Source organism: Azospirillum sp. Marseille-Q6669, from assembly GCF_965111635.1.
In genome coordinates this window covers 472395-489010 of the sequence record NZ_CBCOOP010000006.1, presented here as the reverse complement: position 1 = coordinate 489010, position 16616 = coordinate 472395, and the positions used below count along the sequence as shown (strand labels likewise).

The following is a 16616-nucleotide window of genomic DNA, read 5'->3' as shown; positions in this document are numbered from 1 at the left end:
CGCGCTACAGCCCCCGCACCGTCTGGAGCCCCCGCCGCACCTGCTCCGAATCATAGGGCTTGCGCAGGACCAGCACGTCGCGGAACTCCTCCGGGAAGATCGCGGACTCGCCATAGCCGGTGGCGAACAGGAAGGGGATGCCCAGCTCGCGCAGCCGCTCCGCTACCGGGAAGGAGGTCTCAGTTCCCAGATTGACGTCGAGAAGCGCCATGCCCGGCGGATCGTCGGCGATGGCGACCAGAGCCTGGCGGACGCTTGCCACCGTCTCCACCCGCTCGGCGCCCAGCTTCAGCAGCATGTCCTCCGCGCTCATCGCGATGATCATATTGTCTTCCAGCAGCAGCACCGTCCCGCCCAGCGGAATGTCCGCCGCCGCGCAGGGTGTCACCGCCGCTTCGATCACCGCCGCCGGGCGTTCAGGCGCCAAGCTGACGTGGATGGCCGGTATGGTGAAGCGCGCCTTCAGCCCGGCCAGGGCGTAGGTCACCGTCGCCTCGCCCTTCAGCTCGTGCGGGATCGAACGCTCGATGATGGTGGTGCCGAAGCCCTGGCGCGTCGGCGCCTGCACCGGCGGGCCGCCGCTTTCCTCCCAGCAGAGTTCCAGCGCGTCCCGGTCGTCAAGGCTCCAATGGACCTTCACCCGGCCGCCGCTGTCGGCGAAGGCGCCGTATTTGGCAGCGTTGGTCACCAGCTCGTGCATGATCAGCGCCATCACCGACAGGGCCGGCGGCGACAGCAGCACCTCCGGCCCCGACAGGACCACCCGCTCCGCCCGGTTGCCCAGATAGGCGTCGACCTCCGCCGCGATCAGGGGACGCAGGGGAGACGGTTTCCAGTTCTCCGCCGTCAGCTGGTCGTGCGCCCGCGCCAGCGCCTGGATGCGCCCGCCGACGATCTCCGCGAACTCCTCGACACGGGTGACCCCGGCCCGGCTCTGGGCCAGCAGCGCGCGGACGAGGCTGAGGATGTTGCGGACCCGGTGGTTCAGCTCGGCGATCAGCAGCTCCTGCCGCTCGCGGGCTGTCCGGCGCTCCTCCTCCGCTTGGTCGGCCAGCCGCAGCACCACCTCCATCAACGTGATCCGCAGGGAGTCGGCGATGCGCAGGTCGGCCTCCGACCAGGGTTCCGACTGCCCGTGCACCGTCTCCTTCCACGCCTCGAAGCTCTTGCGCGGGGTCAGCCGCTGCCCGTTGGGGCCGGCTTCCACGGGCTTGTCCGGGTTGCCGGCCCAGGTGACGGTGCGGACCGACTCCTTGCGGAAGAAGATGATGTAGTCGCGCGGCTTGCGCGATACCGGGATGGCCAGCATGCCGGCGGCGCGCTCGGCGAAGTCCACACCGGGCTGGTGGACCTGCCCGATCTCGCTGGCGGCGAAGACGCGGCTGGCGTGCGCGCGGTTGAGCATGCGCACCAGCCCGAGCAGCTCCTCCGGCGTTGGGGTGCTGCCGTCCACAAGGGTCTGGCCGCCCAGCACGATGGCGAAGCCGTCACTGCGGATGTAGTGGCCGACCTCGCCGCGCAACCGCTCCAGATTCTCCATGGAGGTGGCGCCATCGGCCATCACCGCCATGATGCGGGTGTGGAGCAGGTGCGCCTTGGCCTCGTAGGCCTCTTCGCGGTCGCGTTCGACGCCCTCCAGAAGAAAGGAAAACATCTGGCCGTACAACTCCGCCGCCGTGCGCCGCTCCAGCGACAGCCGACGCGGCACCATGTTGTGGCAGGCGAACAGGCCCCACAGCTTGCCGCGGCGCAGGATCGACACCGACAGCGAGGCCGCGACGCCCATGTTGCGCAGATACTCGCAATGGATGGGCGACACGCTGCGCAGGACGCTCATCGACAGGTCGAGCGGTTCGCCCTCCGGTCCGACCGGCGGCAGGATGGCGGCGGGCGGTGCGTCCACGTCGTTGATGCAGCGCAGCCAGTTCCGCTCGTACAGCGCGCGGGCCTGTTTCGGGATGTCCGAGGCCGGGTAGCGCAGCCCCAGATAGGAGGGCATGCCGCGCACCGCGGATTCCGCGATCACCTCGCCCGCGCCGTCACGGCCGAAGCGGTAGATCATCACCCGGTCGAAGCCGGTCAGCGACCGCAACTGCCGCGCCGCTTCCCGGCAGCAGGCGTCGAAGTCGGCGGTGCGCTGGAGCCGTCCGATCATCGCGCGGACCATGGAGCCAACGTCCAGCTCGCCATCCGGCTCGCTCGGCTCCGCCTCAATGATGATCGACTGCCCGGACAGATGGACCGCGATGTCCAGCGGCAGCGCGTTGGCCGACAGCTTCAGGCGGAAGGCACGCTCCACCGATCCGTTGATGAGGGAGAGCTGGAGCCGTCCGCGGATGGCGTGCAGCGCTTCCTCCTCCATCACCCCGGTCAGGGGAAGCCCCAGCAGAGCGTCGGGCTCCATCCCCAGCCATGCCCCGATGTTGGACGAGGCGTGCTTGACGATCCAATCCGTCGACAGCGCGATCAGGAATCCGCTTGGTTGGATGGACCCGACGAGATGGATCGGCTCCCGGTCGCAATTGCTCAAGTCTACGCCACCGTTCATAGCCGCACCGCCCGCGTCATTCAGCCACCATCGTCATTGTTCCGGCGTTCCTCAAATTTGTCCCATGCATCCGGATGGACCGATGATTTGCCGATCCCTTGGCTTAATCCATGCCAACACACCGAAGCGGTCTTAAAGCACGTCGTGTCGGTAAAATAATCCAAAATCGAAGGGGGTCCAATACCATCCCCCTCGGCAAAAAGCCCTACACGCCGGTCGAACCATTGGGCGGGGGCGCCTGCGGCATTTTGGCCGAAAGGCCGCTTTGCCCGGCGAAACGGGCTTGCCTTTCAATCTGATATACTAGTATTTTATTTTGCGAAGGACAGACGCGCAGCCCGGCCGGCCCAAGCCCGCCCGTGCCGCGAGCGCATCCCCAAGAACCGCACCGACCGCCGCGCGCCGCTCCCGTCACGCCGGCCCTGGCGCGGCGGTCTTACCGATGAACGCCCGCGCGCCGCGCCCACTGTCCCCGCCCTCTTTTGCGGAGCCCGTTTCGATATGACCGCCCCCACCTCCCCGATCCGCCGCTTCCGGCAGACGAAGATCGTCGCCACGCTGGGTCCGTCCTCCTCCTCGCCGGAGATGATCCGCGCGCTGTTCGAGGCGGGCGTCGACGTCTTCCGCCTGAACTTCAGCCACGGCTCCCACGACGACCACGGCGCCCGCGTGCGCGCCATCCGCGCCTTGGAGCGCGAGCTGGAACGGCCCATCGCCATCATGGCCGACCTCCAGGGGCCAAAGCTGCGGCTCGGCCGCTTCGCCGACGGTTCGGTGGAGCTGACGGTGGGCCAGCCCTTCCGCCTCGACCTCTCCACCGAGCCGGGCGACGCCACCCGCGTCGGCATGCCCCACCCGGAGATCTTCGCCGCCCTGCGCCCCGACACCGACCTGCTGCTCGACGACGGCAAGGTGCGGCTGCGCATCGTCGCGTGCAGCCCGGACCACGCCGACACCGTCGTCGTGGCCGGAACGAAGCTGTCCGACCGCAAGGGCGTGAACGTGCCCGACGTTCTGCTGCCGCTGTCGCCGCTGACCGCCAAGGACCGCGCCGACCTCGTCTTCGCGCTCGACCAGGAGGTGGACTGGGTGGCGCTGTCCTTCGTGCAGCGTCCCGAGGACGTGGCGGAGGCGCGCAAGCTGATCGCCGGGCGCGCCGCCCTGATGTCCAAGCTGGAGAAGCCGCTGGCCATCCAGCATCTGGAACGCATCGTCGAGCTGTCCGACGGCGTGATGGTCGCCCGCGGCGACCTTGGCGTGGAAATGCCGCCGGAGGACGTGCCGAGCATCCAGAAGCGGATCATCCGCGAGGCGCGCAAGGCCGGCAAGCCGGTGATCGTCGCCACCCAGATGCTCGAATCGATGATCGGCGCCCCGGCCCCGACCCGCGCCGAGGCGTCGGACGTCGCCACCGCCGTCTTCGACGGCGCCGACGCGGTGATGCTGTCGGCGGAGACCGCGTCGGGCGCCTACCCCATCGAGGCGGTGTCGATGATGGACCGCATCGCCCGCCGGGTCGAGCATGACGACCTCTACCGCACGATGATGGACGCCCAGCACGCCGACCCGCAGGAGACGGCGGCCGACGCCATCACCGCGGCGGCGCGGCAGGTCGCCCACACCATCCACGCGGCGGCGATCGTCACCTATACCACCAGCGGCTCCACCACCCTGCGCGCCGCCCGCGAACGGCCGGAGGTGCCGATCCTCTGCCTGACCGCGACCGTCGCCGCCTCGCGCCGTCTGGTGCTGGCCTACGGCGTGCACAGCGTGCTGACCGAGGACATCCAGAACTTCTCCGACATGGTGCACAAGGCGACCCGCATCGCCTACGCCCACGGTCTGGCGGAGGACGGGCAGCGTCTGGTCATCACCGCGGGCGTGCCCTTCGGGATGCCGGGCTCGACCAACATCCTGCGCATCGCCTGGGTGGAGCGCCCCGTCCTTCCGGCCGGAGGATACACGCAGTACGCGCAAGAATCTCGGTCAGATCAATTGACCCCGGTCATGGCCGACGCCGGGGCCTGACATAGGATGGCACACAGCGCCGGGCCCGCAATGAAGCGGGCACCGGCGCCCATTCACGAGGTGCCTCATGCTCAGCCCGATTACCCCCCAACCCGCGCACGCCGCCGGGACGGGCGCATCGGTCCGCGGCTGGGTCCATTCGGTGGAAACGGGCGGCACGGTCGATGGGCCGGGTTTGCGCTACGTCCTGTTCCTGGCCGGATGCCCGTTGCGCTGCCAGTACTGCCACAACCCCGACACCCGCCACATGCACGACGGGTCGCCGGCCCAGTCCTCGGACGTGCTGGCCGACATCGCCACCTACGCCGATTTCCTGCACCGCGCCCATGGCGGCCTGACCATCAGCGGCGGCGAGCCGCTGGTCCAGCCGGAATTCTGCGCGGCCATCTACCGCGGCGCCAAGCAGCTCGGCCTGCACACCGCGTTGGACACTTCGGGCTTCCTCGGCAGCCACGCCGACGACCATCTGCTGGCCGACGTCGATCTGGTGCTGCTGGACATCAAGGCGTTCAAGGAAGCCACCTACCGCGCGGTGACCGGCGTGCCGCTGCGCCCGACCCTGGAATTCGCCGAGCGGCTGTCCGCGATGCGCAAGTCGATCTGGCTGCGCTACGTGCTGGTTCCCGGCCTGACCGACCATCTCGACGAGATTGAGGGCTTGGCGGAATTCGCCGCCGGCCTGGAGGTGGTCGAGCGGGTGGACATCCTGCCCTTCCACAAGATGGGCGAGTTCAAATGGAAGCAGCTCGGCCTGCCCTACGCGCTGGCCAACACCGAACCTCCCCCGCCGGAGCTGACCGAGCGGGTGCGCGGCATCTTCCGGACGCAGGGCCTCAAGGTCGTGTGAGACGCCGTACGAGACGAGGAGCACCTTTATGGACACGCATTCCCTTCCGGAGGCGAACCCACACGCCTCCCCGGCCATCTCCCCGATTGCCGCCCCGCCCGCGTCCTCCCTCGACGCGCTGATGCCCGACGCCATCGCGCTCGCGGCGGAGAATCTGGGCGTCAAGAAGGCCAACTACGACGGCGCGACGCTGTTCGCCCTGGCCGTCCTGGCCGGCGCCTTCATCGCTCTGGGCGGGCTGTTCGCCACCGTCGCCATGTCGGGGGCGGAGGGCATGCTGCCCTACGGGGTGACCCGGCTGCTCGGCGGTCTGGTCTTCTCGCTCGGGCTGATCCTGGTCATCGTCGGCGGCGCGCAGCTCTTCACCGGCGACGCGCTGATGGTGATGGCCTGGGCCAGCGGGCGGGTGAAGACCGGGCGGATGCTCCAGGTCTGGACCATGGTGTGGCTCGGCAACTTCGTCGGCGCCGCCGGCACGGCGCTGCTGGTCTTCCTGTCCGGACAGTACGCCTTCGGCCACGGGGCGGTGGGCGCCTCGGCGCTCTACTTCGCCACGGCCAAGGCCGGGCTGCCCGCCGGACAGGCCTTCTTCCTGGGCATCCTGTGCAACGTGCTGGTCTGTCTGGCGGTGTGGCTGGCGCTCGGCGCGCGCAGCGTGACCGACAAGATCATGGCGATCGTCTTCCCGGTCAGCGCCTTCGTCGCCGCAGGCTTCGAGCACTGCGTGGCCAACATGTATTTCGTGCCGCTGGGCCTGCTGATCGAATGGGGCGCCCCGGCCTCCTTCTGGGCCGACCTGGGCCGCGCCGCGCCGGTCATCCCGGTCGGGCAGTTCCTGCTGAACCTCGCCGCGGTGACGCTGGGCAACTGGTTCGGCGGAGCGGTGCTGGTCGGGGCCGTCTACTGGTTCATCTACCGCCGCCCGAGCCGCCGCACGGCGCATTAAGCGCCGGCTGTTGCCCCCACCCCAGCCCTCCCCGCTTCGCGGGAGAGGGTGCCTTCCGCGAAGCGGCGGCAGTCCCCTCCACCTCGTAGAGGGGGAGGGTTAGGGAGGGGGCAAGGTCCGCACCAACATCCACCCCCTGGGGCACCCATGGCCCACCCCATCCCCACCCATCTCCAGGCGCGCAGCGGTATCGTCTCCATGCTGCTGGCGGTGCTCCTCTATGCGGTGCTGAACGCGCTGGCGAAGCACCTCGCGGCGGACTACCCGCTGGCCGAGGTGACCTTCTTCCGCAATGCCTTCGCCCTGCTGCCCGCCACCGCCATGCTGGCCCGCGCCGGCGGCTGGCGCAGCCTGCGGACGGAGCATCTCGGCGGCCATTTCTGGCGGGCGGCGATCGGCCTGACCTCCATGGTGCTGCTGTTCCTGTCCTACCACCTGATGCCGATGGCCGACGCGGTGGCGCTGTCCTTCTCCGCCCCGCTGTTCCTGACCGCGCTGTCCGTGCCGGTGCTGGGGGAGCGGGTCGGCCCCTACCGCTGGGGGGCGGTGGCTGTGGGTTTCGCCGGGGTTCTGGTCATCGTGCAGCCTGGAAGCGGCATGCTGAACACGGGCGCGCTGGTCGGGCTGAGCGCCGCCGTCGCCTACGCCTTCGCCATGATGGCGATGCGGCAGCTCGGGCGGACGGAGGCGCCGGTCACCACCGTCTTCTACTTCACCGCCTTCTCCACGCTGCTCAGCGCCTTCGCCCTGCCCTTCGTCTGGACGATGCCGACGGCGGAGGGCTTCGCGCTGATGGCGGCGATGGGGCTGGTCGGTGGCGGCGCCCAGTATTTCGCCACCCGTGCCTACGCCCTGGCCCCGGCGGCGGTCATCAGCCCGTTCAACTACGCCGGAATCCTCTGGGCCTGCCTGTTCGGCTGGCTGTTCTGGGGCGACTGGCCGGGAACCCATGTGCTGGCCGGGGCCGCCATCGTCATCGCCAGCGGCCTGCTGATCCTGATCCGCGAGACGCGCCGCCGGGCGGGCACGGAGACGTGCGACACTTCGCCCGGGGTGTCCCACAATTTGCCACTCAGCACCGGGCGCAAACACTAATATATTAGCTTTCACACGTTCACCGGGGCGCCGGCCCACGCCCGCGCGACCCGCCTGTCTGACGAGGTGGCTCATGCCATCGGACACACTCACCGCCGCCCTGCCGCGGCAGCGCCGGCTCGCCACGGTCCGGCCCGCGCCGCGCTCCGCCTCTCCCATCTACCGCGACCTGCGGAACGACATCCTGGGGATGCGCCGACGACCTGGCGAGCCCATCGCCGAGGCCCGCATCGCCGCGGCCTACGGCGTCAGCCGCACCCCCGTGCACGAGGCGGTGCTGCGGCTGGCCGACGAGGGGCTGATCGATGTCTTCCCGCAATCGGGCACCTATGTGTCCCTGATCCCGGTCGCCGCCCTGCCGGAGGCCGGGGTGATCCGCAAGGCGCTGGAGGAGGCCACCGTGCGGATGGCCGCCATCCGCGCCACCCCTGGTGACATGGCCCAGCTGCGCGCGGCACTGGAGGAGCAACGCGACCTCTGCGCCGCCTGCGACCGCGACGGCTTCCACGAGGCCGACGAGAGCTTCCACGCCCTGCTCGCCGAGATCGCGGGATTCCCCGGCTTCTGGGCGCTGGTGGAACAGGTGAAGGTGCAGGTCGACCGCTGCCGGCGCCTGACCCTGCCCGTGCCCGGCCAGATGGCCAAGGTCATCGCCGAACACGACGCCATCGTGGAGGCCATCGCCGCCCACGACCGCGAGGCCAGCGTCGAGGCGCTCGGCGCCCATCTCGACGGATTGCGGCTTGCCATCGACGATTTGCGCGCCGCCGCACCGCTTTACTTCACCGACGCGCCCGCCGCCGCGGGGCGGCAAACCCCGCCCCGGCTTTAATCCCCACCCAGCTTGCGACATTTTGGCGTCACGCTTTCCGGCCTCCGTTTTGCTCTTGCCTTGAAAGCTGATATATTAATATAACTAGCGCAGCGGGATGTGCCACGGACGTGAACAACCGACGCCGCCCGCTCACCGGACAACACTAGGACAGCCGCGCGGAAGAACGCCGCGGGCGCTTCGGAACAAAGGACAAGAACCGCCCAGCTTTACCCCCGTCGGCACGCGCCGATGGCGCCGGGATTTTGCGCCTTCATCCCCTTCGGGATTATTTTTTGCCTCCGCTTTCGCAGCGCTGTTATTTGAAGCGCGCAGCCGAACAGCCGAGGCTTCTTCCGAACGCTGGAACTATTCGTTTGTCCATTTTCGGCGGGCCGACACCCCGCCTCCGCTCCAACAGGCACTTCTCCTAAGGCAGGAGTACGGTCCATGAAGAACACTTTCCGTCGCCTCGGCATGGCGCTGCTGGCCGCCTGCGCCGCGGGCGCGCTGCTCGCCGCCCCGGTCTCGGCCCGCGACTTCCGGTCGGCCGACATCCACCCCGGCGACTACCCGACCGTCGAGGCGGTCAAATACATGGGCAAGCTGCTGAGCGAACGCAGCAACGGCAAGCTTGGCGTGAAGGTCTACCCGAACGGCGCGCTGGGCAATGAGCGCGACACGATCGAGCAGATCAAGATCGGCGGCCTCGACATGATGCGCATCAACGTCGCGCCGCTGAACAACGTCGTGCCGGAGACGATGGTCGTCGCCCTCCCCTTCATCTTCCGCGATACCGCCCACATGCACACCGTGCTGGACGGCCCGATCGGCGACGAGATCCTCGCCGCCATGGAAAGCCAGGGGCTGATCGGTCTGGCCTTCTACGACAGCGGCTCGCGCTCGCTCTATTCCAAGAAGCCGGTGTCGTCGCTGGCCGACCTGAAGGGCATGAAGATCCGCGTCCAGCAGTCGGACCTGTTCGTGTCGATGATCGAGGCGCTGGGCGCCAACCCGACGCCGATGCCGATGGGCGAGGTCTACACCGGCCTGAAAACCGGCATCGTCGACGCGGCGGAGAACAACTACCCGTCCTACGAATCCTCGCGCCACTTCGAGGCGGCCAAGTACTTCACCCGCACCGAGCACGCGATGGCGCCGGAGGTGCTGGTCTTCTCCAAAGTCACCTGGGACCGCCTGTCGAAGGACGATCAGGCCGCCATCCGCAAGGCCGCCAAGGATTCCGTCCCCTACATGCGCAAGCTGTGGACGGAGCGTGAGGAGGCCTCCCGCGCCATCGTCGAGAAGGCCGGTTCCCAGATCAGCGACGTGAAGAACAAGCAGGAATTCATCGACGCGATGAAGCCTGTGTTCGCCAAGTTCGCGAACACGCCGAAGCTGCAGGGCCTCGTCCAACGCATCCAGGATACGAAGTAAGGCACGCGGTCGCGGTGCCGGCCATTCCCGGCCGGCGCCGCGACCCGCGGGAAGGACGGCATCATGAGCATCGAACTTGAATTGGAAGAGGTCCGCCCCCTCGCCGCCCCACGCTTGTTGACGCGAATGAACGCGCGTCTGGCGTGGTCGGGGATGTGCGTGGCGATGGTCGGCCTGATGGCCATCGTCTGTGTGGTGTTCTATCAGGTCTTCGGCCGCTACGTGCTGAACGACTCGCCGACCTGGGCGGAGAGCCTGGCCATCGTGCTGGTCCTCTACGTCACCCTCATCGGCGCCGCCGTCGGCGTCCGCGACGCCGGCCACATCGGCCTGGAATCCTTCCTCGTCATGCTGCCCGACGTCATCCGCCGCAAGGTCGAGATCGTCATCTACGCCCTCGTCGGCGTCTTCGGCGCCTGCATGGCCTACAACGGCTGGGTCCTCGGCACCTCCGTCGCCGCCTACTACATCCCCAACCTGCACGTCTCCGAAGCCGTCCGCTACATCCCGCTCGTCCTCTCCGGCGTCCTGATCGTGCTCTTCGCCATCGAACACGTCGTCGCCATCATCCGCGGCGAGGAGGTCGCACCATCATGGAACTGACCATTCTCGCCGTCACCTTCTTCGGCTTCCTCGTCCTGGGCATCCCGGTCGCCTTCGCCATCGGCCTGTCGGCGCTCTGCACCATCCTCTACGAGGGCCTCCCCGTCGCCGTCATCTTCCAGCAGATGATGTCCGGCATGAACGTCTTCTCCTTCCTCGCCATCCCCTTCTTCGTCTTCTCCGGCGAGCTGATGCTCCACGGCGGCGTCGCCGACAAGATCGTCGCCACCGCCAAGAACATGGTCGGCCACATCCGCGGCGGCCTCGGCATGTCCAACGTCGTCGCCTGCACGCTGTTCGGCGGCGTCGCCGGCTCCCCCGTCGCCGACGTCTCGGCCATGGGTGCGGTGATGATCCCGATGATGAAGCGCGAGGGCTACCACGCCGACTACGCCGTCAACGTCACCACCCACGCCGCCCTGGTCGGCGCGCTGATGCCGACCAGCCACAACATGATCATCTACGCCCTGGCCGCCGGCGGCAAAGCCTCCATCGGCGCGCTGATCGCCGCCGGCATCGTCCCCGCCCTGCTGCTGATGGTCTGCAACCTGGGTGCGGCCTACTACGTCGCGGTCAAGCGCGGCTACCCTGCCGGCACCTTCCCTGGCTGGGCCATCCTGGGCCGCTCCTTCGCCGCCGCGGCCCCCGGCCTGCTCATCGTCGTGATCATCCTGGCCGGCATCACGTCCGGCGTCTTCACCGCCACCGAGTCCGCCTCCATCGCGGTGATCTACGCCCTGCTGCTCACCACCTTCGTCTACCGCACGCTGACCTGGGACCACTTCCTGGCGGCCGCCGCCAAGACGGTCAAGACGACCGGCGTGGTCCTGCTGCTGATCGGCGTCTCCACGATGTTCCAGTACATCATGGGCCTCTATCAGGTGGCCGAGATCACCGGCGAGCTGATGGCCGGCATCTCGACCAACCCGCTGGTCATCTTCCTGCTGATCAACATCATCCTGTTCCTGCTCGGCACCTTCATGGACATGGCCAGCACGATCCTGATCTGCACGCCGATCTTCCTGCCCATCGCCATGCAGTACGGCATGGACCCGGTGCAGTTCGGCATCGTCATGCTGATCAACTGCGCGCTCGGCCTCAACACCCCGCCGGTCGGCACCACCCAGTTCATCGGCTGCGCCATCGGCGAGGTCTCCGTCGGGCAGGTCATGCGCTCCATCACACCCTTCTACGGCGCCCTCTTCGTCACCCTCCTCCTCGTCACCTACGTTCCCACCTTCTCACTCTGGCTCCCCCACCTCCTCATGCGCTGACCGGGCGCCCCCAACCGCACAGCAAGGATACCGCGGGGCGCCCCGATCACCGGGCGCCCTGCTGCAATGGAGACGAATCATGATGACCGCCGAACTCTGGCCGCAACTCGTCGCATTCGGGCAGGTGGTCGCCATCGACCTCGTTCTGGCCGGCGACAACGCCATCGTCGTCGGCATGGCCGCCGCCGCCGTCCCCGCGGAACAGCGGCGCCGGGTCATCTTGTGGGGCATCAGCGCGGCCATCGTGCTGCGCATCATCTTCGCGCTGATGACCACGCAGCTTCTCGCCATCATCGGGCTGACTCTGGCCGGCGGCGTGCTTCTGCTCTGGGTCTGCTGGAAGATGTTCCGCGAACTGCGCTCCCAGGGCGCCGACGAGGTCACGCCGGAAGAGGCGCTGAACGCCCCCGACGTCCTGCCCGGAACCGCCTCCATCAACAACAACACGGCCGTCGCCGCCGTGGGGGCGGCGACCGTGGGCGCCGCCGTCTGGCAGATCGTGGTGGCCGATGTGTCGATGTCGCTTGACAATGTGCTGGCTGTGGCCGGTGCTGCCAAGGAGCATCCGACCGTGCTTGTGCTCGGCCTGCTGCTCTCGGTGACGTTGATGGGCGCCGCCGCGAACGTAATTGCACGTGTTCTGCACAAACATCGCTGGATTGGTTGGATTGGTCTTGCGATCATCACCTATGTTGCGCTCGACATGGTCTGGCGGGGCTCGAACGAGGTTCTGGCCCACACGGCCTGGCTCGGCTGACGGGAAGAAAGGGATAAGGCCTGCCGCGGACGGCGTGCGGCGGGGCCAACGAGAAGCAAGACCGCCGTTGGGGAAGAGATGACATGTCCAAACCGTTAGAAATTGCCCAGGATAAGGCGGTGCGCCCAAGCCGGCTGGGGGGCGTTCAGGGGCGCCTGTTCACCGGCGTCGGCGCCGTGATGTGCTGCACGCTCGTCGCCATCGGGGTGGCGCTGACCGGATACGCCGGCTTCGGCCGGACGCTGCAGGTCATCACCGCGGAGGCCGTCCCGTCCGCGCTCGGCGCCCTGCGGGCGGCCCAGCACGCGGGCCGCATCGACGCGCTGGCTCCGGCCTTCCGCTCCGTCACCAGCAAGGAGGAGAAGGCGGATCTCGCGGCGCGCATCGCCATGGAGCGGCACGACTTCGAACGCGAACTGCGCGATCTGGCCGACCTGGAGCAGAACAGCGCCAACGCCGCATCCCACGCCGGCAATCCGTCCGAAACAGCCGCCGCCAGCAGCGCCGCCCAGGCCCTGCTCGCCAACGTCACGCTCCTCGACCAAGCCGCGGACAAGCGGATCGGGCTGAGCGACCGCCGCTCCGAACTGCTGGAGCAGGTGGTCACCGCCACGCGGCGCTTGTCGCAGCTCGTGGCGCCCTGGAAATCGATCCACGGCAGCGGCGTGGACATGCAGCGCGCCGCCTTCCGGGATGACACCCGCCCGGCGGAGGAGCGGCTGAAGGCCGGCGAGGAGTATCTCCAGACCGAGGAGCAGCTCGCCATCGTCCGCGGCATCGACGACGGCGCCACCACCGTCCGCGGCCTGCTGACCGAAGCCGCCGCCAGCTCCGACGAAAACCGGCTGTCGATCATCGAGGCGCAGACGCGCATCCTCGTCACCACGATGACCGCCAACTCCGGACAGTTGCCCGAAGCCTCGCGCGAGGCGATGGCCGAACCGCTGAAGGCGATCGAAACCCTCTCGATCGAACCGAACGGGCTGATTCCCACCCGGCTGGCCGAGCTGGAGATCCTGAAGGCGCAGCGGGACCTGCTGACCAACAACCTGAGCCTGTCCGAAACGCTGTCCATGGCAGTCGTGAACCTCGTGCACACGCAGGAGGGCGCCATCACCACCGCCGCCGAGGACAGCGAGAAGGCCTTGTCCAACGGCACGATCCTTCAGATCGGGGTCGGCGTGGTCAGCCTGCTGCTGTCGGCGCTGGTCGTTCTGGTCTTCGTGCGCCGCATGGTGGTGCGCCGCCTGCTCACCCTCCAGGGCGGGATGGAGCGCATCGCCGCCGGCGACCTCGACGTGACGGTTCCGTCCGGCGGCCGCGACGAGATCTCCGCCATGGCCCGCACGGTGGAGGTCTTCCGCGAGAACGCCCTCGCCAAGCGCCGGCTGGAGGCCGAGCAGATCGAATCCGCCCGCCGCGCCGAGGAGGACCGCAAGCGCTCGCTGGAGGAGATCGCCAGCAGCTTCGAGGGGGCCGTCGGCAGCGTGGTCAGCCGCTTCGTGGCGGAATCCACCGAAATGGAGGAAAGCGCCCGCAGCATGTCGGCCACGGCGGAGGAGACCAACCGTCTCGCCACCAGCGTCGCCGCCGCGACCGAGCAGACCTCGGCCAACGTGGAGACGGTCGCCGCCGCGTCGGAGCAGCTCACCAGCTCCATCGAGGAGATCACCCGCCAGATCACCGAATCCACCAACATCGTCCGCGAGGCGATGACCCTGGCCGAGCGCGCCAACGGGCAGATCGGTGGCCTTGCGGACTCCGTGCAGAGCATCGGGCGTGTCGTCGATCTCATCAACGACATCGCCAGCCAGACCAACCTGCTGGCGCTCAACGCCACCATCGAGGCGGCGCGCGCCGGGGAGGCCGGCAAGGGCTTCGCCGTCGTCGCCAACGAGGTGAAGGCGCTGGCCGCCCAGACCGCCCGCGCCACCGGCGAGATCGCCGCCCAGGCCGCCGGCATCCAGAGTGCCACCGGCGAGGCCGTGCAGGAGATCCAGGCGGTCGTCCAGGTCGTCACCCGCGTCGGCACCATCGGCGCCACCGTCGCCGCGGCGGTGGAGCAGCAGAGCGCGGCCACCAAGGAGATCGCCCGCAACGTCCATCAGGCGGCGCTGGGCACCACCGAGGTGACGCAGACCATCGCCGGCGTCAACGCCGCCGCCGACCGCAGCGGCACCGCCGCCCGCACCCTCCTCGACAAGGCCCACGACCTCGCCGACGGCGCCAACGCGCTCAACCGCGAGCTGTCCGGCTTCCTCCAGCGCGTCCGCGCGAGCTGAGGGAAACGCCCTTTCCCGCGGCGGTGCGCGGGGAAGGGCGTCCTTCCTTTATTCCGAAATCACGATCTGGCGTTCGCGCCCGCCCTTGCCGACGATCTTCAGCACGCGGCGGCCGCGCTCATCGCGGCTGGATTCGTCCAGCACGACCCGCCCCAGCGCGGCGAGCAGATGCAGAAGCTCACTGTTCGAGGCCACGCCGAAGCCTTTGCGAAGCTCCGCCAGCAGGACCTCGGTCTCATCGCGCGTCGTCACGGACCCTGCCCTCCGGCTTTTGATTGCGGGGCCCAGCCTGCCGCAGGACGGGCCCCGCTGTCGAGTGCCCTGAGACGAGGGGTTTGAAAGCGGAAGAGGACGGCTTGCCAGCGCGCCCTTCGGCCACTACGGTCACTGCCCATATCGTCACCCCCGCGCCCGACGGCGCCGGCGGACCAGTCAGGAGAGGCAGCATGGCAAAGACAGGCAACGGGCGGAACGGCGCGGACAAGCCGGCCACCGGAACCTTCACGGGCACGCCGGCGGACCGCCTGGTCCGCTATTGGCGCAACAGCGACCGCCGCTTCGACGAACTGCTCGACGAGACGCTGGACGCTGGCCGCCAAGCGGTGCTTGAGGCCGCGCTGGACAAGCTGCGCGAGGAGGAGCAGCCGGAGTTTCTGGACGAGGTGGAGACCATCGCCGAATCCGTCCGGCGCACCGACTCCCAGGGCGACGACATGATCGCCACCCTCTTCTGGCTGGCGGTGGAGGTGTCCGGCGACCTGTCGCAACCGCCCGCCGCCGCCGCCATCGAAGAGGCGCTGGATTCCACCGGCCTGCTGGAGACCGCCGCCGACACGCGCCTGCTGCCGGTCTGGCTGGAGCCGGAAGCGCTGGTCTATCTGGAGGCCGCCGACCGCCGCACCCTGCTGCGGCGCATGCTGGACTCGACCGACGCGGCGCTGCGCTTCGTTCGCGAGGGCGACCTGCTGGCCGACCCGGCGGACGCCGGCACCCGGCTGGTCGGCGTCGTCGGGCTGATCGAGGAGGAGGCGGACGCCGTCGAGGCCGCCGGCGAGGATGCGGTTCCCGATTTCCTCGGGCTGGCCCGCATCGGCGAGGACGGCGAGCCCGAACTCGACCCCGCGGAGGAGACCCGCATCCGCGAGGCGCTGACCCGCTTCACGGCAGCCATCCAGGGCGCCGACCCGCGCGTCCAGCGCTGCGAGCCGGCCGGCGGGCTGAACGACCTGCTGGACCTGATCGCCGAGGCCGATTGGACGGACAATGGCGAACTGGCGGAACTCGCCTCCTTCATCGACGTGGCGAGCGACGAGACGGCGGACGCGGTGGTGGACGCGGTGGTGACCAGCACCGCGCATGGCCTGTTCGTCCGCGCCTTCAACGCCGATGGACGGCTGCTGGACGAACGTGCCTTTACCCTGCAGGGCGACGAGGCCGCCCAGGCCGTCGCCCTGCTCCAGCAGCGCTGCCGGAGCGTGACCAAGGAGTAGAAAGAGGCGGTTTCCGGGCGTCTTGTGGCGGGACGCCCCTTCGCCACCCTGTTGTTCGGCGCGGAAATCGGGTACACCCCTATTGGCAACCCGGTTTCCCGTCCCCACCCCAGTCTTGGAGCTTCTTCGATGCGCGACCAGTCACTCTCCATCGCCGAGGCGGCGGCCTGGCTGAAGTGCTCGGAAGCCGAGGTGGAGGAACTTGTGCAGGCGGGCCGGCTGCGCGCCGACCGGATGGAGCCGGCGATCGACCGGATCTCGCTCAACACCGTGATCGTCCTGGCGGAGAGCCTGCCGGTCGAACGCCGCATCTTCGAGGTGCGCGAAGCCGCCGGGCGGATGGACTCCTCCGAATCCCGCGGCCACTACCCGTCCCGCCCCTCCGGCGGCATGGACCAGCGCCCGCCGGTGGTCGTCGAGCGCCGTCCCTCGCGGTCCTTCACTCCCCGCTGACGGCAGCAGCCAAGGTTCTGCTCTGAAGCAGGCGCCGCCGGGCGG

At 68.8% G+C, this 16616-nt stretch carries 14 protein-coding genes; 12 read left to right on the top strand and 2 right to left on the bottom strand.

Annotation, left to right across the window (positions count from 1 at the left end; translation table 11 throughout):
• Positions 1 to 4: 4 nt before the first annotated feature.
• Complete coding sequence (locus ACWPXE_RS30835; protein ID WP_454020868.1) at positions 5 to 2530, bottom strand: HWE histidine kinase domain-containing protein; 2526 nt, start codon at positions 2528 to 2530, stop codon at positions 5 to 7.
• A 519-nt stretch (positions 2531 to 3049) separates the two neighbouring features.
• Here ACWPXE_RS30835 and pyk point away from each other — a divergent pair.
• The 10 genes from pyk (at position 3050) to ACWPXE_RS30785 (ending at position 14628) form a co-directional block, all read left to right on the top strand.
• Positions 3050 to 4576: a pyruvate kinase gene (pyk, locus tag ACWPXE_RS30830; protein WP_454020867.1), complete on the top strand. Its 1527-nt coding sequence runs from the start codon at positions 3050 to 3052 to the stop codon at positions 4574 to 4576.
• 67 nt (positions 4577 to 4643) lie between these two features.
• A complete protein-coding gene (gene pflA, locus ACWPXE_RS30825) occupies positions 4644 to 5423 on the top strand; it encodes a pyruvate formate-lyase-activating protein (RefSeq protein ID WP_454020866.1) in 780 nt (259 codons plus the stop codon).
• A 28-nt stretch (positions 5424 to 5451) separates the two neighbouring features.
• A complete protein-coding gene (locus ACWPXE_RS30820) occupies positions 5452 to 6369 on the top strand; it encodes a formate/nitrite transporter family protein (protein WP_014199701.1) in 918 nt (305 codons plus the stop codon).
• Between the two features lie 147 nt (positions 6370 to 6516).
• Positions 6517 to 7464, top strand: a complete 948-nt coding sequence (locus ACWPXE_RS30815) for a DMT family transporter (RefSeq protein ID WP_454020865.1) — start codon at positions 6517 to 6519, stop codon at positions 7462 to 7464.
• 73 nt (positions 7465 to 7537) lie between these two features.
• Positions 7538 to 8296: a GntR family transcriptional regulator gene (locus ACWPXE_RS30810; protein ID WP_454020864.1), complete on the top strand. Its 759-nt coding sequence runs from the start codon at positions 7538 to 7540 to the stop codon at positions 8294 to 8296.
• Between the two features lie 429 nt (positions 8297 to 8725).
• Positions 8726 to 9712, top strand: coding sequence for a TRAP transporter substrate-binding protein (locus ACWPXE_RS30805; RefSeq protein WP_454020863.1), 987 nt, complete (start codon positions 8726 to 8728; stop codon positions 9710 to 9712).
• 63 nt (positions 9713 to 9775) lie between these two features.
• Positions 9776 to 10315, top strand: coding sequence for a TRAP transporter small permease (locus tag ACWPXE_RS30800; RefSeq protein WP_200526643.1), 540 nt, complete (start codon positions 9776 to 9778; stop codon positions 10313 to 10315).
• Positions 10306 to 11589, top strand: a complete 1284-nt coding sequence (locus tag ACWPXE_RS30795; RefSeq protein WP_454020608.1) for a TRAP transporter large permease — start codon at positions 10306 to 10308, stop codon at positions 11587 to 11589. The genes ACWPXE_RS30800 and ACWPXE_RS30795 overlap by 10 nt, the downstream gene beginning before the upstream one ends.
• A 79-nt stretch (positions 11590 to 11668) precedes the next feature.
• Positions 11669 to 12346: a TerC family protein gene (locus tag ACWPXE_RS30790; RefSeq protein WP_454020862.1), complete on the top strand. Its 678-nt coding sequence runs from the start codon at positions 11669 to 11671 to the stop codon at positions 12344 to 12346.
• A gap of 83 nt (positions 12347 to 12429) precedes the next feature.
• A complete protein-coding gene (locus tag ACWPXE_RS30785) occupies positions 12430 to 14628 on the top strand; it encodes a methyl-accepting chemotaxis protein (RefSeq protein ID WP_454020861.1) in 2199 nt (732 codons plus the stop codon).
• Between the two features lie 48 nt (positions 14629 to 14676).
• Here the strand turns inward: ACWPXE_RS30785 and ACWPXE_RS30780 are convergent, their stop codons facing one another.
• Positions 14677 to 14880 (bottom strand): hypothetical protein, encoded by a 204-nt coding sequence (locus tag ACWPXE_RS30780; RefSeq protein WP_014199687.1) that lies wholly within the window; start codon positions 14878 to 14880, stop codon positions 14677 to 14679.
• Between the two features lie 194 nt (positions 14881 to 15074).
• Between ACWPXE_RS30780 and ACWPXE_RS30775 the strand changes: the two genes are divergently transcribed.
• Together ACWPXE_RS30775 and ACWPXE_RS30770 are read left to right on the top strand one after the other, a co-directional pair.
• Complete coding sequence (locus ACWPXE_RS30775) at positions 15075 to 16118, top strand: hypothetical protein (protein ID WP_454020860.1); 1044 nt, start codon at positions 15075 to 15077, stop codon at positions 16116 to 16118.
• A gap of 129 nt (positions 16119 to 16247) precedes the next feature.
• Positions 16248 to 16571, top strand: coding sequence for a hypothetical protein (locus ACWPXE_RS30770; protein ID WP_014199685.1), 324 nt, complete (start codon positions 16248 to 16250; stop codon positions 16569 to 16571).
• The last annotated feature ends 45 nt before the right edge of the window (positions 16572 to 16616 follow it).